Annotated in this window: 20 protein-coding genes; 16 read left to right on the top strand and 4 right to left on the bottom strand. The window is 72.3% G+C overall.

Annotation, left to right across the window (positions count from 1 at the left end; all coding sequences use genetic code 11):
• Positions 1-7 precede the first annotated feature (7 nt).
• Complete coding sequence (locus OG206_RS13240; protein WP_327115638.1) at positions 8-967, bottom strand: DUF389 domain-containing protein; 960 nt, start codon at positions 965-967, stop codon at positions 8-10.
• 19 nt (positions 968-986) lie between these two features.
• Positions 987-1,979 (bottom strand): type I pantothenate kinase, encoded by a 993-nt coding sequence (gene coaA, locus OG206_RS13235; protein WP_327115636.1) that lies wholly within the window; start codon positions 1,977-1,979, stop codon positions 987-989.
• 139 nt (positions 1,980-2,118) lie between these two features.
• Here coaA and OG206_RS13230 point away from each other — a divergent pair, with 139 nt between their 5' ends.
• The 3 genes from OG206_RS13230 to OG206_RS13220 all read left to right on the top strand — a co-directional run bounded on the left by OG206_RS13230 (position 2,119) and on the right by OG206_RS13220 (position 3,717).
• A complete protein-coding gene (locus OG206_RS13230) occupies positions 2,119-2,340 on the top strand; it encodes a type II toxin-antitoxin system VapB family antitoxin (RefSeq protein ID WP_327115634.1) in 222 nt (73 codons plus the stop codon).
• The gene (locus tag OG206_RS13225) at positions 2,337-2,747 is read left to right on the top strand and encodes a PIN domain-containing protein (RefSeq protein ID WP_327115632.1); all 411 of its coding nucleotides are present in this window, start codon (positions 2,337-2,339) and stop codon (positions 2,745-2,747) included. Before OG206_RS13230 ends, OG206_RS13225 begins: the two co-directional genes overlap by 4 nt.
• 154 nt (positions 2,748-2,901) lie before the next feature.
• Positions 2,902-3,717 (top strand): hypothetical protein, encoded by an 816-nt coding sequence (locus OG206_RS13220; RefSeq protein ID WP_327115630.1) that lies wholly within the window; start codon positions 2,902-2,904, stop codon positions 3,715-3,717.
• Between the two features lie 75 nt (positions 3,718-3,792).
• Here OG206_RS13220 and OG206_RS13215 read toward each other — a convergent pair whose 3' ends face one another.
• Positions 3,793-4,248: an HIT family protein gene (locus OG206_RS13215; protein WP_327115627.1), complete on the bottom strand. Its 456-nt coding sequence runs from the start codon at positions 4,246-4,248 to the stop codon at positions 3,793-3,795.
• A gap of 302 nt (positions 4,249-4,550) precedes the next feature.
• Between OG206_RS13215 and glmS the strand changes: the two genes are divergently transcribed.
• The 8 genes from glmS to OG206_RS13175 all read left to right on the top strand — a co-directional run bounded on the left by glmS (position 4,551) and on the right by OG206_RS13175 (position 12,021).
• Positions 4,551-6,398 (top strand): glutamine--fructose-6-phosphate transaminase (isomerizing), encoded by a 1,848-nt coding sequence (glmS, locus tag OG206_RS13210; RefSeq protein WP_327115625.1) that lies wholly within the window; start codon positions 4,551-4,553, stop codon positions 6,396-6,398.
• 12 nt (positions 6,399-6,410) lie between these two features.
• Complete coding sequence (locus OG206_RS13205; protein WP_327122262.1) at positions 6,411-6,779, top strand: holo-ACP synthase; 369 nt, start codon at positions 6,411-6,413, stop codon at positions 6,777-6,779.
• Positions 6,780-6,783: 4 nt separating this feature from the next.
• Positions 6,784-8,232: an NAD(P)H-hydrate dehydratase gene (locus OG206_RS13200; RefSeq protein WP_327115623.1), complete on the top strand. Its 1,449-nt coding sequence runs from the start codon at positions 6,784-6,786 to the stop codon at positions 8,230-8,232.
• Between the two features lie 49 nt (positions 8,233-8,281).
• Entirely contained in the window at positions 8,282-8,656 is a 375-nt protein-coding gene (locus OG206_RS13195; protein ID WP_327115621.1) for a DUF488 domain-containing protein, read from the top strand.
• A gap of 61 nt (positions 8,657-8,717) precedes the next feature.
• Positions 8,718-9,872 carry an alanine racemase gene (gene alr / locus OG206_RS13190; protein WP_327115619.1) on the top strand — a complete coding sequence of 385 codons (1,155 nt, stop codon included), beginning with the start codon at positions 8,718-8,720 and terminating at the stop codon, positions 9,870-9,872.
• A 42-nt stretch (positions 9,873-9,914) separates the two neighbouring features.
• Positions 9,915-11,123 (top strand): alpha/beta fold hydrolase, encoded by a 1,209-nt coding sequence (locus tag OG206_RS13185; protein ID WP_327115617.1) that lies wholly within the window; start codon positions 9,915-9,917, stop codon positions 11,121-11,123.
• Between the two features lie 19 nt (positions 11,124-11,142).
• Positions 11,143-11,676: a tRNA (adenosine(37)-N6)-threonylcarbamoyltransferase complex ATPase subunit type 1 TsaE gene (gene tsaE / locus OG206_RS13180; RefSeq protein ID WP_327115615.1), complete on the top strand. Its 534-nt coding sequence runs from the start codon at positions 11,143-11,145 to the stop codon at positions 11,674-11,676.
• Between the two features lie 168 nt (positions 11,677-11,844).
• Positions 11,845-12,021 carry a hypothetical protein gene (locus tag OG206_RS13175; protein WP_327115613.1) on the top strand — a complete coding sequence of 59 codons (177 nt, stop codon included), beginning with the start codon at positions 11,845-11,847 and terminating at the stop codon, positions 12,019-12,021.
• Between the two features lie 38 nt (positions 12,022-12,059).
• On the opposite strand, the gene OG206_RS13170 is transcribed toward OG206_RS13175, so the two are convergent.
• Positions 12,060-12,617: a hypothetical protein gene (locus OG206_RS13170; protein ID WP_327115611.1), complete on the bottom strand. Its 558-nt coding sequence runs from the start codon at positions 12,615-12,617 to the stop codon at positions 12,060-12,062.
• Positions 12,618-12,787: 170 nt separating this feature from the next.
• Between OG206_RS13170 and tsaB the strand changes: the two genes are divergently transcribed.
• The 5 genes from tsaB (at position 12,788) to OG206_RS13140 (ending at position 16,106) form a co-directional block, all read left to right on the top strand.
• Positions 12,788-13,426, top strand: a complete 639-nt coding sequence (gene tsaB / locus OG206_RS13165; protein ID WP_327122261.1) for a tRNA (adenosine(37)-N6)-threonylcarbamoyltransferase complex dimerization subunit type 1 TsaB — start codon at positions 12,788-12,790, stop codon at positions 13,424-13,426.
• Positions 13,423-13,911 carry a ribosomal protein S18-alanine N-acetyltransferase gene (rimI, locus tag OG206_RS13160; protein ID WP_327115609.1) on the top strand — a complete coding sequence of 163 codons (489 nt, stop codon included), beginning with the start codon at positions 13,423-13,425 and terminating at the stop codon, positions 13,909-13,911. Before tsaB ends, rimI begins: the two co-directional genes overlap by 4 nt.
• A complete protein-coding gene (gene tsaD / locus OG206_RS13155) occupies positions 13,911-15,011 on the top strand; it encodes a tRNA (adenosine(37)-N6)-threonylcarbamoyltransferase complex transferase subunit TsaD (RefSeq protein WP_327115607.1) in 1,101 nt (366 codons plus the stop codon). The genes rimI and tsaD overlap by 1 nt, the downstream gene beginning before the upstream one ends.
• Positions 15,008-15,277 (top strand): hypothetical protein, encoded by a 270-nt coding sequence (locus OG206_RS13150; protein WP_327115605.1) that lies wholly within the window; start codon positions 15,008-15,010, stop codon positions 15,275-15,277. The genes tsaD and OG206_RS13150 overlap by 4 nt, the downstream gene beginning before the upstream one ends.
• Positions 15,278-15,644: 367 nt before the next feature.
• Complete coding sequence (locus tag OG206_RS13140; protein WP_327115603.1) at positions 15,645-16,106, top strand: VOC family protein; 462 nt, start codon at positions 15,645-15,647, stop codon at positions 16,104-16,106.
• Positions 16,107-16,147: the final 41 nt, after the last annotated feature.

Genomic DNA, 16,147 nt, shown 5'->3' with positions numbered 1-16,147 from the left:
CGTGCCCTCAACTCCCGGACGGGCCCGGCCTCACGGCCGGGTCCGTCCTGCGTTGCGCGGCCCACAGCGCCCGCTGGACCAGCAGCGTGAACGTGCCCGCGAGCACGATGCCGCCCAGGTTGGCCAGCAGTTGCACGGTCGACCCCCAGGTCTGTGCGAGGTCCTGGTAGCTGAACGCGACGGCGGCGTTCGCGGCGGCGGGAACGGTCGTCACCGAGATCGCCACCCCGACCAGCGCCCCGGACTTCGCCGAGGTCAGCGAGAGCGTGCCGGCGATCCCCGCGAGGAGCGCGACCACGAAGGAGGTCCAGTCCGGGTGCCAGATGAAGCCCGTGTTGGGCCTCTCCGCCCTGATCATGGCCTCGCTGAACAGCCCGAGCGCGTCCATCAGCCACGCGAATCCCGCCGTGAGCACCATCGCCACGGCGAAGCCGCCGATCAGCGCCCACAGCGACCGTCCGGCGAGTCTGGGGGCCCGCTGTACGAGAGCCGTCGAGATGCCGGCCAGCGGGCCGAACTCCGGTCCCACCGCCATCGCCCCGACGACGAGGACCGCGCTGTCCAGGACCACCCCGCAGGCGGCGAGCATCGTGGCCAGGGAGAGGAAGGCGACGTAGGTCGCGCTGAAGGTCGACTCCTCGTGGGTCACCTCGCTGAGCTCTTCCCAGAGCACCGCGTCCGAGCCCTCGCCCGGCGCCGCCCGCTCCGCCTCGTCAGCGTGCTCGGACAGCGTCAGGTCTATGTTCTCGACGGTGATCGAGCCGGACTTGTCGATGCCCAACGTGCGCAGCCGGCCGATCAGTTCGTCGCCGGCCTCCCGGGCGACGTCACACAGGACCACGTCACCGGCAGGGCTGCGCGCGGCTCCGGCGAGTACCGCGAGGTGCGCGGTGCCCACGGTCCGCTCCAGCAACGCCACCACCTCATCGGTGCGTTCGGCGGGCACGATGAGACGCAGATGCAGCAAGGGGGCACCCTTTCCGTGGTCAGAGCTTGCGCAGCGAAAGCCTCTGGACCTTGTGGTCCGGGCCCTTGCGCAGCACCAGGGTGGCACGGCCGCGGGTGGGCGCCACGTTCTCCAGCAGGTTGGGCTTGTTGATGGTCCGCCACATGGTGCGCGCGTAGTCCAGCGCCTCCTCCTCGGAGACCTGGGTGTACTTGCGGAAGTAGGAGAACGGGTTCTGGAACGCGGTCTCGCGCAGCCGGCGGAAGCGGTTGAGGTACCAGGTCTCGATGTCCTCCGCCTTCGCGTCCACGTACACGCTGAAGTCGAAGTAGTCGGCGAGCCCCACCCTGGTCCGGCCGTCCTTGCCGGGCAGCGCCGGCTGCAGCACGTTCAGGCCCTCGACGATCAGGATGTCGGGGCGGCGGACGGTGAGCCGCTCACCCGGCACGATGTCGTAGATCAGGTGGGAGTAGACGGGAGCCGTCACCTCGTCCTTGCCGGCCTTGATGTCGGCGACGAACCGGGTCAGCGCCCGCCGGTCGTACGACTCCGGGAACCCCTTGCGCGACATCAGGCCCCGCGCCTGGAGCTCCTTCATCGGGAGCAGGAAGCCGTCCGTCGTCACGAGCTCCACCCGGGGATGTTCCGGCCAGCGCGCCAGCAGCGCCTGCAGGATGCGGGCGGAGGTGGACTTGCCCACGGCCACACTGCCGGCGACGCCTATGACGAACGGGGTCCCGCGCTGCGCCCCGTGCCCGTTGCCCGCGTCGCCCAGGAAGGTGTTCAGCGCTCCCCGCAGGCCGGAGGTCGCCTGGACGTAAAGGTTGAGGAGGCGGGAGAGCGGCAGGTAGACGTCCCGCACCTCGTCGAGGTCGATGACATCGCCGAGGCCCCTCAGCTTCTCGACCTCCTCGGCGCTGAGCGGCAGCGGGGTCTTGTCGCGCAGTGCGCTCCACTCCGCCCGGGTCAGGTCGACGTAGGGCGTCGGCGCGTGCTCGGTGCGGCGGGGGCTCCGTGCGGGCGAAGTGATCACCCACTCATTGTTGCGGGACATCCGCCGGAGTGGGGGGTGGGGTCGGTCACGTGCCGAGCGGTTCTCGGGAGCGCGGGCGCGGGCAATGTGGCTGGCATACAATTTTTTGTACATAACCAACTTCCGGCGGAGGCGTCCCATGTCAGTGACACAGATCGACATAGACGATGACGCCCTGGAGCGCACGATGGCGCTCTCCAAGGCCAGGACCAAGAAGGAAGCCGTCAATCTGGCACTCCGGTACTACGCGGATCAGCAGGACCGCGCGGCGCGGATCAGCCGCCACTTCGAACGGGCTCGTCACTGGGGTGCGGTGGAGGATGCCGGGCGTCGTCACCGTGCGGAGAAGGACGATCGGTGATCTACCTGCTCGACACGTCCGGGCTTGTCCGACTGCTCGGTGATGCCGGGCTGCAGGCCACCTGGTACGACGCCGTCTGCGCGGGCGCTGTCGGCTCCTGCTTCCCGCAACGCGCAGAGTTCCTGTACAGCGCCCGCACCGGGGGCGAGTACGACGAGATCGTGGACATGTTCAACGATCTCTATCCGGACGTCTCGGTACCGAAGAACGCCGGGCGCTGGATCGGTGTGGTGCAGCAGCGAATGGCCCGCGCAGGACAGCATCGAAGCGCCTCGGCGGTGGATCTGATGATCGCCGCCACCGCCGCCCACCACGGACTGGTGGTTCTTCACGACGACGTCGACTACCTGACCGTCGCCCGGCACGCACCGGACCTGAGGGAACACCGCATCCACGACGTCGGGTGAGCCGTACGTCCCGAAGGTGCCCCCGGTCGGTCAGTGCCCCGCGCCCGGCCGGAGGAACACGGTGGAACGGCTGGTATTCTGCCGCGCCGCCGTTCGGACGTGATCGTCACGGGCGGCGTTCTCGTATCCGTACGTTCGCAACAACGAGGTGCGCATGAAAACTGGCAGAACCGGAGCCGTCGCCGCGATCGCGGGGGCGGCCGTCGTTCTCTCCACCTTCACGGCTCCCGCGGCGCAGGCCGCGGACACGGGGATCAGCGTGTCGCGGATCGTCATCAACGGCGGCAAGTCCGTCATCGTCGGCACATCGGACGAGAAGGCCCCGTCCGTGACTTTCCGGATCACCCTTCCCGCCGGTTACAGCACCGCCGACCCCCTGGCCTACGACGCACATCCCTTCCTCTACCACGGCACCACCGCGGCCAAGGGCGCCGACGCCGGCGGCCTCTACATGGCCGGATACACCTGCTACGAGACCAGCACGAGGATCGCGGACTGCGAGGGGGAGCTGACCATCGACCCGCGCTACGACCTCGACTCGAACAGTGACGCCACGACCTGGAAGATCGGCGTCGCGGCGAAGCTGTGGAAGGCCGACGGCCAGCTCAAGGCGGGCGAGTACACCACGGCCCCCGGCGGCGTGAAGGTCAAGCGCTGGGCGAAGGCCACGGCCGACGCCTCGCCCGAACCGGTGACGAAGGGCAGGACGATCACCGTCACCGGCCGTCTCACGCGCGCCGACTGGGTGAAGCACACCTACACCGGTTACGCGGGCAAGCCGGTCAGCCTGCAATTCCGCAAGGCGGGCAGCTCCGTCTACTCCACGGTCAAGACGGCCACGTCCAGCAGCACCGGCTCGCTGAAGACCACTGTCAAGGCCACGGTGGACGGTTACTGGCGCTGGTCCTTCGGCGGCTCGTCCACCTCGGGGACGGCCGCCGCGGCGGGCGACTTCGTCGACGTGCGCTGAAGCCCGGCAGCGCTGCCGCTCCCCCGGCCCTCCCGCCCGCACCGGCGGACCAGGCCCGGGCCGCCGCGGACGGCCCTACGCGCCGCCGAGCTCCGCACGGAGTGCGAGGGCGACGCCGTCCGCCCGCCCGGCCGTCACCCGCTGCTCCTCCGGCGGTCGCAGCAGCCCGAAGACGCCGGGCCCGCGGTACTCCGGCGGCAGGTCCCCGGCGCGCGGCACGATGTGGAAGTGCACGTGGGCGAAGCCCTCGGCGTCGGCGAACTGGACGACGTACGTCTTGGCGCAGTCCGTGACCGCGCGCAGCGCCCGGGAGAGCCTGACCTGCCAGGTCCCCAGTCCCGCCGCCTCCGCGTCGGTGAGGTCGTGCACGGCCGTGACGTGGCGCCTGGGCAGCAGCACCAGCCAGCCCGGCAGTGAGGTCCCGGTCGCGTGCGCCACCCGCCAGTGCCGGTCGTACACGACGCGCTCGCGTGGCGGCAGGGCCTCGAACTGCGCTTCCATGCCGCATGTGTAGCAATCGGAAGTCGTCATGGACCAGGAGCGTAGTGACCGCCCGGCCCGGACGTGGCAGCCTCGGCGAACACGGCTCGGTGCACCGTCTCCCACGCCGTGGGTGCCGAGGCCGGTGGGCTGCCGTCCGCCGTCCGGGTGGACCGGCGGGGCCCGCGGGTGCCGTAACGGGCGGTGACCCGGAGGGCGGCGGGGCAGGGGCAAGGGCAAGTCGCAGGTCAGCAACCTGCGGTGGCAGTGGGACAGACACTTTTGGGCAGGCGGCCGGACCCGACACACCCGTGGCCCTGGGCTGCGGCAGGCAGGAGCCTTAGGGTGCCGATATGTGCGGAATCGTGGGTTACGTCGGGGTGCAGTCGGCGCAGGACGTCGTCGTCGCGGGGCTGAAACGGCTGGAGTACCGGGGGTACGACTCCGCCGGGGTCGCCGTCCTCGCGGACGGAGGGCTGGCCGCGGCGAAGAAGGCGGGCAAGCTCCTCAACCTGGAGAAGGAACTCAAGGACCGGCCGCTGCCGGCCGGGAACGCGGGGATCGGGCACACCCGTTGGGCCACGCACGGCGGGCCCACCGACACCAACGCCCACCCCCACCTCGACAACGCGGGCCGGGTCGCCGTCGTGCACAACGGGATCATCGAGAACTTCGCGTCGCTCCGCGAGGAGCTGGCCGGGCGGGGCCACGACCTCGCCTCCGAGACCGACACCGAGGTGGTGGCCCACCTGCTCGCCGAGGCGTACTCGGCGGGCGGCGACCTGGCTGACGCCATGCGGCAGGTGTGCCGGCGGCTGGAGGGAGCGTTCACCCTGGTCGCCGTGCACGCGGACGAGCCGGACACGGTCGTCGGGGCGCGGCGGAACTCGCCGCTCGTCGTGGGCGTGGGCGAGGGGGAGATGTTCCTGGCCTCCGACGTGTCCGCCTTCATCGCGCACACCCGGTCGGCGATCGAGCTGGGCCAGGACCAGGTCGTCGAGCTGCGGCGGGACGGGGTGACGGTCACCGGGTTCGACGGCCGGCCCGCCGACGTGCGCGAGTACCACGTGGACTGGGACGCGTCGGCGGCGGAGAAGGGCGGCTACGCCTCCTTCATGCTCAAGGAGATCGCCGACCAGCCCAAGGCGGTCGCCGACACGCTGCTCGGGCGCGTCGACGGCTCGGGCACGCTCCACCTCGACGAGGTGCGCATTCCCCCGGGCGTGCTCCGCGAGGTCGACAAAGTCGTCATCATCGCCTGCGGGACCGCCTTCCACGCCGGGATGATCGCCAAGTACGCCATCGAGCACTGGACCAGGCTGCCCTGCGAGACCGAGCTCGCCAGCGAGTTCCGCTACCGCGACCCGATCCTGGACCAGCGCACCCTCGTCGTCGCCATCTCGCAGTCGGGCGAGACGATGGACACCCTGATGGCGGTCCGGCACGCGCGTGAGCAGGGGGCGAAGGTCCTCGCCATCTGCAACACCAACGGCTCGACCATCCCGAGGGAGTCGGACGCCGTCCTCTACACGCACGCGGGACCCGAGGTCGCCGTCGCCTCCACCAAGGCGTTCCTGACACAGCTCGTCGCCTGCTACCTCGTCGCGCTGTACCTGGGACAGGTGCGCGGCACCAAGTGGGGCGACGAGATCCGCACCGTCGTACGCCAGCTCTCCGAGATGTCCGGCGCGGTCGAACGCGTCCTCGGGACCATGGAGCCGGTACGCGACCTGGCCCGCTCGCTGTCCGCCCACGACACCGTGCTGTTCGTCGGCCGGCACGTGGGCTACCCGGTGGCCATGGAAGGGGCGTTGAAGCTCAAGGAGCTCGCGTACATGCACGCCGAGGGGTTCGCCGCCGGAGAACTCAAGCACGGCCCCATCGCGCTGATCGAGGAGGGCCTGCCGGTCGTCGTGATCGTGCCGTCTCCACGGGGCCGCTCCGTGCTCCACGACAAGATCGTCTCGAACATCCAGGAGATCAGGGCACGCGGAGCCCGTACCGTCGTCATCGCGGAGGAGGGCGACGAGGCGGTCGTGCCGTACGCCGACCACCTCATCCGGATCCCGGCTACGCCTACGCTGCTCCAGCCGCTGGTCGCCACGGTGCCCCTGCAGGTGTTCGCCTGCGAGCTGGCGACCGCCCGGGGCAACGAGGTGGACCAGCCGCGCAATCTGGCGAAGTCCGTGACAGTCGAGTGAGTGAGTGAGCGCGTGATCATTGGGGTCGGGATCGATGTGGCGGAGATCGAGCGGTTCGGCGCCGCGCTGGGGCGCACGCCGCAGCTGGCCGAGCGGCTCTTCCTGGAGCGGGAACTGCTGCTGCCCGGCGGGGAACGGCGGGGTATCGCCTCGCTGGCCGCCAGGTTCGCCGCGAAGGAGGCCCTGGCCAAGGCGCTGGGCGCACCGGGCGGGCTGCTCTGGACCGACGCCGAGGTGTGCGTCGAGGAGAGCGGCCGGCCCCGGCTGGAGGTGCGCGGCACCGTCGCGGCACGGGCTGCCGAGCTCGGCGTGCGCAGCTGGCACGTCTCCCTCAGCCACGACGCGGGAGTGGCGTCCGCCGTGGTGATCGCGGAGGGTTGAGCGCATGCGACATGCCTACAGCGTCGAGACGGTACGGGCGGCCGAGAAGGCCCTGATGGCGCGGCTCCCGGAGGGCACGCTCATGAAGCGGGCCGCCGCGGGGCTCGCGGTGGCCTGCGGCGACCTCCTCCGGCGCAACGGCCGGGTGTACGGCTCCCGGGTGCTGCTCCTCGTCGGCAGCGGCGACAACGGCGGTGACACGCTCTACGCGGGAGCCCGGCTGGCCCGGCGGGGAGCCGGTGTGCGGGCGGTCCTTACCGCACCGGACAAGGTTCACCGGGCCGGGCTCGCCGCCCTGCTGGCCGCGGGCGGACTGGTCCTCGACGGTCCTGACCCGGGACCCTTCGGCCCGGTCGACCTCGTCGTCGACGGCATCACCGGGATCGGCGGTCGCGGCGGCCTGCGGCCCGGGGCCGCCGAGCTGGTGCGGGCGGTCACCCGGGGGCACGCGCCCGTGCTGTCCGTCGACCTGCCGAGCGGGGTCGAGGCGGACACCGGGCAGGTGCTCGGCGCGGCCGTACGGGCCGACGCGACGGTCACCTTCGGCGCGTACAAACCGGGGCTGCTCGTCGATCCGGCGGCCGAGCACGCGGGTGCGCTGCGCCTGGTGGACATCGGCCTGGGCCCGGAACTGCCCGCCCGGCCCGACCTGGAGGCCCTCCAGTACGCCGACGTGGCGGCCCTCCTGCCCATGCCCGACGCGGAGAGCGACAAGTACCGGCGCGGGGTCGTGGGCGTGGCCGCCGGGTCGGAGCGGTACCCGGGCGCGGCGGTGCTCGCGGTCGCCGGGGCGCTGCACGGCGGCGCCGGAGCCGTGCGGTTCGCGGGCCCGGGCGCCGACGCGGTGATCGCCCGCTTCCCGGAGGTCCTGGTGCACCCCGGACCGCCGTCGAAGCCCGGACGGGTCCAGGCCTGGGTCATCGGGCCGGGACTCGGGGACTCCTCGTCCGCCGCCGGAGCGGTGGCCGACGTGCTCGCCGCGGACGTCCCGGTGCTGGTCGACGCGGACGGGCTGCGGCTGATGGACGCAGGCGCCGTCCGCGCCAGGACCGCACCCACCGTCCTCACCCCGCACGCAGGCGAGGCCGCCGCGCTGCTCGGGGTGGAGCGCGAGGAGGTCGAGGCCGGACGGCTCGCCGCCGTACGGGAACTGGCCGCGCGCTACGACGCCACGGTCCTGCTCAAGGGCTCCACGACTCTCGTCGCCGAGGGGGACGCACCCGTGCGGATCAACCCGACCGGCACGTCCTGGCTGGCCACGGCGGGCAGCGGGGACGTGCTGTCCGGGCTCACGGGTTCGCTGCTCGCGGCGGGCCTCGCGCCCCGCGACGCGGCCTCCGTCGGTGCCTACCTGCACGGGCTCGCGGCGCGCAGGGCATCGGACGGGGCGCCGGTCGCCGCGCAGGACGTCGCGGACGCCGTACCGGCGGCGTGGCGGGACGTGCGGGCCTGATCCAGGCTTGTCCGGGACCGGGGACGACGGAAAGGGACGGTGATCGGCCGTGGGCAGTGCCGTACGCGTACGCAGGGTGTACGACCCGCCTGAGGACGACGACGGCACCCGGGTGCTCGTCGACCGGCTGTGGCCGCGCGGTGTCTCCAAGGAGCACGCCGCCGTCGACGTGTGGGCCAAGGACGCGACGCCCTCCCGGGAACTCCGCACCTGGTTCCACGACAACCGGGACCGCTACGACGACTTCGTGGACCGCTACCGCACCGAACTCGGCGATCCGGCCCACGCCGAGGCCGTCGACGAGCTGCTCGGCCTGCTGCGAGGGGACGTCCCGGTCACCTTCGTGACGGCGGTGAAGGACGTTCCCACCAGCCATGTCCCGGTCCTCGTCGACCATCTGGACCACGCCCTCGGGCACCGGTGACCGCCTCACCGGGCACGGGAGGTCGAGGGCACAGGCGTACGGCTCTGAGAGACTGGGCGCGATGAACGAGACAGCGACCCTGAGAGCCCGTGCCGAGATCGACCTCGCCGCACTGCGCGCCAACGTGCGCGAACTGCGCGCGCGGGCGTCCGGCGCGCAGCTCATGGCCGTGGTGAAGTCCGACGCCTACGGTCACGGGGCCGTGCCCTGCGCCAGGGCGGCGCAGGAGGCGGGCGCCGCATGGCTCGGAACCGCCACCCCTCAGGAAGCCCTCGCGCTGCGGGCCGCCGGGATCGGCGGACGGGTGATGTGCTGGCTGTGGACACCGGGCGGCCCGTGGCGCGAGGCGGTCGAGGCCGGCATCGACGTCTCCGTGAGCGGTATGTGGGCGCTCGACGAGGTCGTCGCCGCGGCCACCGCGGCGGGGATCCCGGCCCGGATCCAGCTCAAGGCCGACACGGGCCTGGGACGCAACGGCTGCCAGCCCGCCGACTGGCCGGAGCTCGTCTCCGCCGCCCGCGCCGCCGAGACCGCGGGCATTTTGCGCGTCACCGGCCTGTGGTCGCACTTCGCCTGCGCCGACGAGCCCGGGCACCCCTCGATCGCCGCGCAGCTGAACGTCTTCCGCGACATGGTGGCGTACGCGGAGAAGGAGGGTGTGGCGCCCGAGGTGCGGCACATCGCCAACTCCCCGGCGACGCTCACGGTGCCCGAGTCGCACTTCGACCTCGTGCGCACCGGGATCGCGATGTACGGCATCTCGCCCAGCCCCGAGCTGGGCACGTCGGCCGACTTCGGGCTGCGTCCCGTGATGACGCTCGCCGCGTCCGTCGCCCTGGTCAAGCAGGTGCCGCCGGGGCACGGCATCAGCTACGGGCACCACTACACGACCTCCGCCGAGACGACCCTCGCCCTGGTGCCCGTCGGTTACGCGGACGGCGTCCCGCGTCACGCCTCCGGCCGGGGGCCCGTGCTCGTCGGGGGCGCCGTCCGCAGGATCGCCGGCCGCGTCGCCATGGACCAGTTCGTGGTCGACCTGGAGGGCGACAGCCTCGAAGCGGGCGCGGAAGCGGTGCTGTTCGGGCCGGGGGACCGGGGCGAGCCGAGCGCCGAGGACTGGGCGGTCGCGGCCGACACCATCGCGTACGAGATCGTCACGCGCATCGGTGCCCGCGTCCCCCGCGTCCACCTCCACGAGGACTCCGGCCGGGGCTGATATCCCGGCCCGGCGACGACAACGACGAAGGAGCACGGCACGGTGAGCGAGACCAGCGCCGAGGACGTCATGGCGACCGCGGCCGCCGCGGCGGCCGGCTGGCGCCGGGCGGGCGTCGCCGGGGCGGCGATAGGCGTCATCGCCGCGGGTGCGGCCGCGGGCGTCGCCGTCGAGCGGCTCACGGTGGGCCGGGGCATGCGCAAGAAGGCCCGCCTCGCGCTGGACGCCTCCGGCCCGTACGGGTCCCTGCGCGGGCTGCCCGGCCGTGCCGTCGCCGACGACGGCACCGAGCTGTACTACGAGGTCGACGAGACCGAGGCGGACAGCGGCACGAGCCGGGCGAGTGCCCCCGCGGGCTCCGGATCGCGCCGGCGCAGGCTCTTCGGCCGCAAGGACCCCGCGGCCGTCACCGTCGTCTTCAGCCACGGCTACTGCCTGGGCCAGGACTCCTGGCACTTCCAGCGGGCGGCGCTGCGCGGGCTGGTCCGCACCGTCCACTGGGACCAGCGCAGCCACGGCCGCTCCGAGCGAGGCCGGGCACAGACCGAGGGCGTGCCGGTGGGGATCGACCAGCTCGGCCGTGATCTCAAGGCGGTCATCGACGCTGCGGCGCCCGAGGGCCCGCTGGTGCTGGTCGGGCACTCGATGGGCGGCATGACGATAATGGCGCTCGCAGACCGGTACCCCGAGCTGATCCGCGACCGGGTGGCCGCCGTGGCCTTCGTCGGTACGTCGAGCGGCAAGCTGGGCGAGGTGAACTTCGGCCTGCCGGTGGCGGGCGTCAACGCGGTGCGCCGGGTGCTGCCCGGCGTGCTGAAGGCGCTCGGCTCCCAGGCGGAGCTGGTGGAGCGCGGCAGGCGGGCCACCGCCGATCTGTTCGCGGGGCTGATCAAGCGCTATTCGTTCGGGTCGCGGGACGTGGACCCGGCCGTCGCGCGGTTCGCGGAGCGGCTCATCGAGTCCACCCCGATCGATGTGGTCGCCGAGTTCTACCCGGCGTTCACCGAGCACGACAAGAGCGGTGCGCTGCCGGCGTTCAGCAGTCTCCCGGTCCTGATCCTGGCCGGCGACAAGGACCTGGTCACGCCCAGTTCGCACAGCGAGGCCATCGCCGACCAGCTGCCGGACGCGGAGCTGGTCATCGTGCCGGACGCCGGTCACCTGGTCATGCTGGAGCACCCGGAGACGGTCACCGACCGGCTCGCGGACCTGCTGGTACGGATCGGAGCGGTTCCGGCCGAGGCGCGCTGATCCTCTAACGTGGGTCGGCATGGAAGCAGCGCACAACGGCCCGGGCACCGGCACCGCCGCACCGGGCACCGTCACCCTGGCTCTCGCCGTCGAGTCCCCCGAAGAGATGAAGGATCTCGGCCGCCGGATCGCCGGTGTGCTGGCCCCGGGCGACCTGGTGATGCTCACCGGCGAGCTCGGTGCGGGCAAGACCACCCTGACCCGTGGTCTCGGCGAGGGTCTCGGTGTGCGCGGTGCCGTCACCTCGCCGACCTTCGTGATCGCCCGGGTCCATCCGCCGCTGGGCGACGGACCCGCGCTGGTGCACGTCGACGCGTACCGGCTGGGCGGCGGTCTCGACGAGATGGAGGACCTGGACCTCGACGTGTCGCTGCCCGAGTCGGTCATCGTCGTGGAATGGGGCGACGGCAAGGTCGAGGACCTCTCCGAGGACCGGCTGCGCGTGGTGATCGACCGCGCGGTCGGCGACACGGACGACGAGCGCCGCACGGTGACCCTGGTCGGGATCGGGGCGCGCTGGGCGGGGCTGCACGCGGAACTGGTGGCGCGCTGAGGGCGTCCGCGGCGGCTCGCGGGTGAATCCACCGACCGGCGCGGAGATGCTTTCCGACAAGGCGTCGGTAAAATGTTGCGCGGGGGAGCCCCGGCGTGGTCACATGGGGTACAGGGATGAGTTAGGTCTACCTAACCACGTCTCTCACCGAGGCCCGAGGAGGCATCCATGCCGGCACCCGAGCGTGAAGTGCAGCCGCAGTCGCCGCAGGCGGAGCCGCCGTCACCCTCCGCGGTGTCGATGAAGGACCTGCTCGCCTCCTGCGCCGCCGCGACGGCGGTGTCCACCCCGCCGCGCGAGGACGAGGAGCCGGCGCGGCCGGGCGAGGACCGCGACGCGGCGTAGGTGCGCGACGCGGCGAAGGACCGGAGCGGACCGACGGGCTACGGGACGACGACGACCTTCGCGCCGACCGTGGCGAACGTCCACACCGCGTTCCCGTCGGGGCGCTTCATGCGCACCCCGCCCGTTCTGATGCCGGGGTCGGGGCTCCTCATCGAGTTGTCCTGAGCGGCGCTGAAGCCGATGGACACGTCGTCCACGTTCGCGAAGCGCACGACGTGCTCGATCATGACGCCGTCCGAGCCCTTGATGCTCCCGGAGCGCGAGGTCACCCGGTACACGCCGGGCAGCGGGTTCACGGCACTCGGCATGACGGCGAAGGTCCGCAGCGGCTTCTCCCGGTCGCCGACGATCCACACCCGGCGGTCCTTCAGCGCGTACACCACGCGCGCGCCGGTGTCGGAGTCCTCGGGGACGGCCAGCGGCTGCTTCGGAACGTCGGGCTTCTGGGAGGGCTGCGCGGCAGGCCCGGAGGCCTGGGCCGAGGGGGCGACGACCGAGTCGGGCGCGTTCGCCGACGCCTGGTAGGCGAGGAAACAGACCGCGGCCACCGCCGCGGCGGTGAGCCCGGCCACGATTCCCGAGCTGCTCCTTGCCACCCTGAGGTCCCCTTTCGGATGCCGTTCGTCGCATGTCGTACAAGCGTTTACGTCGTACTCAAGTATCCCCGGGCGACGCTACCAGCAGCGGAGGGGCGGACCGGGACGCCGAACGGGCTGCCGTGGCCGCGTCGGCGGAGCCGTAGGCTGTTTGTGTGCTGCTGCTCGCCATGGATACCGCCACCCCCGCCGTCACCGTCGCCCTCCACGACGGGTCCTCCGTCGTCGCCGAGACCGGCCAGGTCGACGCCCGGAGGCACGGGGAACTCCTGCTCCCCGCCGTCCACCGGGTCCTCTCCGAGGCCGGGGTGACCCTCGACGACGTCACCGACATCGCCGTCGGCGTCGGACCCGGCCCCTACACCGGGCTGCGCGTCGGGCTGGTGACCGCCGCGACGTTCGGGTCCGCGCTCTCGCTCCCGGTGCACGGAGTGTGCACGCTCGACGCCCTCGCCCACGCCTCCGGACTCGACGGCCCCTTCGCCGTCGCCACCGACGCGCGGCGCAAGGAGGTCTACTGGGCGCGCTACGACGACGTCCGCACGCGGGTGGGCGAGCCCGGGGTCGACCGCCCCGCCGACATCGCCGAGTCCCTCGCGGGCCTGCCCGTGGCCGGCGCCGGTGCGCTGCTCTACCCCGAGGCGTTCCCGGACGCCCGCGGCCCCGAGCACGTCTCCGCCGGCGCGCTCGCCTCCCTCGCCGCCGAACGCCTGGCCGCCGGTACGGGGCTGCTCCCGCCGCAGCCGCTCTACCTCCGCAGGCCCGACGCGCAGGTCCCGAAGAACTACAAGGTGGTCACCCCGAAGTGACCACCGCGACCGCTGTGCTCCGGGAGATGCGGTGGTGGGACATCGCTCCCGTCCTGGAGCTGGAGCACGAGCTGTTCCCCGACGACGCCTGGTCGGCCGGCATGTTCTGGTCGGAGCTCGCCCGGGCCCGCGGGCCCCGCGCCACCCACCGCTACGTCGTCGCCGAGGACCCCGACGGCCGGATCGTCGGCTACGCCGGCCTCGCGTCGGCCGGTGACCTCGCCGACGTCCAGACCATCGCCGTGAGCCGCACCCAGTGGGGCGGCGGCCTCGGGTCCGAACTCCTGACCGACCTTCTCCGGCACGCCACCGCCTTCGAATGCACGGCGGTGCTCCTGGAGGTCCGCGTCGACAACACCCGCGCGCAGAAGCTCTACGAACGCTTCGGCTTCGAACCCATCGGCTTCCGCCGCGGCTACTACCAGCCGGGCAACATCGACGCACTCGTCATGCGCCTGACCGTACAAGGAACTGAGACAGACTGATGGCTGACGAACCGCTCGTACTCGGCATCGAGACCTCCTGCGACGAGACCGGCGTGGGCATCGTGCGCGGGACCACACTCCTCGCCGACGCCGTCGCGTCCAGCGTCGACACCCACGCGCGCTTCGGCGGCGTCGTCCCGGAGATCGCGTCCCGCGCCCACCTGGAGTCGATGGTCCCCACCATCGAGCGCGCCCTGCGGGACGCCGGGATCAGCGCCCGCGACCTCGACGGCATCGCGGTCACGGCCGGGCCCGGGCTCGCCGGTGCCCTGCTCGTCGGCGTGTCGGCCGCCAAGGCATACGCGTACGCCCTGAACAAGCCGCTGTACGGGGTGAACCACCTCGCCTCGCACATCTGCGTCGACCAGCTGGAGCACGGCCCGCTGCCCGAGCCCACGATGGCCCTGCTGGTCAGCGGGGGGCACTCGTCGCTGCTGCTGGCCCCGGACATCACCAACGACGTACGGCCGCTCGGCGCGACCATCGACGACGCGGCCGGCGAGGCCTTCGACAAGATCGCCCGGGTGCTCGACCTCGGCTTCCCCGGCGGCCCGGTCATCGACCGGCTGGCCCGGGAGGGCGACCCCAGGGCGATCGCCTTCCCGCGCGGACTGAGCGGCTCCCGCGATCCCGCGTACGACTTCTCCTTCTCCGGGCTCAAGACGTCGGTGGCGCGCTGGATCGAGGCGAAGCGCGCGGCGGGCGAGGACGTGCCCGTACGTGACGTCGCCGCTTCCTTCCAGGAGGCCGTCGTCGACGTCCTCACCCGCAAGGCCGTCCGCGCCTGCAAGGACGAGGGAGTCGACCACCTGATGATCGGCGGCGGCGTCGCGGCCAACTCGCGGCTCCGGGCGCTCGCCGAGGAACGGTGCGAGAAGGCGGGGATCCGGCTGCGGGTCCCCAGGCCCGGCCTGTGCACCGACAACGGCGCCATGGTCGCCGCGCTCGGCGCGGAGATGGTCGCCCGCAACCGCCCGGCCTCGGACTGGGAGCTGTCCGCGGACTCCTCGCTGCCGGTCACCGAGACCCACGTGCCGGGGGCGCACAGCCACGACCACGACCACGTCCACGAGATCAGCAAGGACAACCTCTACTCATGACCGTCGCCCTGATGTGGGAGGCCCGCGCGACGGAGGGCCGGGGCGCGGAGCTGCTGGAGTGGGCCGGGGCGAGGGCAACCGAGCTGTCCCGGAAGCCGCTGCGCAGCGAACTGCTGCGCGCCCCGCAGGACCGGGTGCTCGTACTGACCTGGTGGGACGCCGGATACGACGACGAGCTCCCGGAGCTCCCGGAGCCGGACGCCGGGCTGATCACCCGCCCGGTCCACCGGTGGCGCTTCGAGTCCCTCGGCCCGGCGAACGGCTGAGCCGGCGGCGGGGGACCGGATGCCGCCCGGAAAAGACTCCTGAAGAATTCCTCCCGGACGTGTCGATCCCGGCCATCCCCGTTCGACGCATGGGCGAGAGGCGGGGAACGGCCCCGCTCGGGGGCGCTGATCGAGGAGATGACCAAGGCCGGTGTCCTGCTGGACACCGCGGGTCTCACCCCGGCTGGGGCGGGCGGAGGAGGCACGAGTCGCGTTCGTACGGGCGTCCGAACTGTCGCGTGACGCGCGGGAGCGGGAACTGCTGCTCGCACGTGCCGAGCGCGTGTCCCGATGAGTTCCGTGCCCCGCGGCGGTCTACCTTGCACGACGTCCCGAGAAGCGGCGCGGCGAGTGGAGGAGACAGACCATGCAGAAGATCAGGCCCTGTCTGTGGTTCGACGACCAGGCGGAGGAAGCGGCCGCCTTCTACGTCTCGGTATTCGGCGGTGATTCCCGCATCGAGAACGTCACCCGCTGGCCCGAGGGGACGGAGTCGGCCGGATCGGTGCTGACCGTCGACTTCGTGCTCGCCGGCCAGGAGTACCTGGGCCTCAACGGCGGCCCGCAGTTCACCTTCGACGAGGCCGTCTCCCTGAGCGTGGACTGCGCGGACCAGGAGGAGGTCGACCGGCTGTGGGCGAAGTTCACCGAAGCCGGTGAGGAGAGCCGGTGCGGATGGCTGAAGGACAAGTACGGGCTGTCCTGGCAGATCGTGCCGCGCGAGCTGCCGGAACTGCTCAGCGGCCCCGACCGGGCCCGGGCGCAAAGGGCTATGAAGGCCATGATGGGGATGCGGAAGCTGGACATCCAGGCACTCCGGGACGCCTGAGCCCTCGGCCACGCCGTGCGCGGACGGGGGAAGGGGCGCAC

Origin of the sequence: Streptomyces sp. NBC_01341 (assembly GCF_035946055.1) — a bacterium.
GTDB lineage: Bacteria > Actinomycetota > Actinomycetes > Streptomycetales > Streptomycetaceae > Streptomyces.
The sequence above is the reverse complement of the archived record's forward strand: the minus strand, read 5'-3'. Positions and strand labels throughout refer to the sequence as shown.

What these genes read in the sequence shown, in the direction of transcription:
- tsaB (WP_327122261.1), top strand. Translation starts at nt 12,788, where the DNA reads ATGGATACCGCCACCCCCGCCGTCACCGTCGCCCTCCACGACGGGTCC.
- OG206_RS13200 (WP_327115623.1), top strand. Translation starts at nt 6,784, where the DNA reads ATGCGACATGCCTACAGCGTCGAGACGGTACGGGCGGCCGAGAAGGCC.
- alr (WP_327115619.1), top strand. Translation starts at nt 8,718, where the DNA reads ATGAACGAGACAGCGACCCTGAGAGCCCGTGCCGAGATCGACCTCGCC.
- OG206_RS13230 (WP_327115634.1), top strand. Translation starts at nt 2,119, where the DNA reads ATGTCAGTGACACAGATCGACATAGACGATGACGCCCTGGAGCGCACG.
- glmS (WP_327115625.1), top strand. Translation starts at nt 4,551, where the DNA reads ATGTGCGGAATCGTGGGTTACGTCGGGGTGCAGTCGGCGCAGGACGTC.
- OG206_RS13150 (WP_327115605.1), top strand. Translation starts at nt 15,008, where the DNA reads ATGACCGTCGCCCTGATGTGGGAGGCCCGCGCGACGGAGGGCCGGGGC.
- tsaD (WP_327115607.1), top strand. Translation starts at nt 13,911, where the DNA reads ATGGCTGACGAACCGCTCGTACTCGGCATCGAGACCTCCTGCGACGAG.
- OG206_RS13215 (WP_327115627.1), bottom strand. Translation starts at nt 4,248, where the DNA reads ATGACGACTTCCGATTGCTACACATGCGGCATGGAAGCGCAGTTCGAG.
- OG206_RS13175 (WP_327115613.1), top strand. Translation starts at nt 11,845, where the DNA reads ATGCCGGCACCCGAGCGTGAAGTGCAGCCGCAGTCGCCGCAGGCGGAG.
- tsaE (WP_327115615.1), top strand. Translation starts at nt 11,143, where the DNA reads ATGGAAGCAGCGCACAACGGCCCGGGCACCGGCACCGCCGCACCGGGC.
- OG206_RS13140 (WP_327115603.1), top strand. Translation starts at nt 15,645, where the DNA reads ATGCAGAAGATCAGGCCCTGTCTGTGGTTCGACGACCAGGCGGAGGAA.
- OG206_RS13220 (WP_327115630.1), top strand. Translation starts at nt 2,902, where the DNA reads ATGAAAACTGGCAGAACCGGAGCCGTCGCCGCGATCGCGGGGGCGGCC.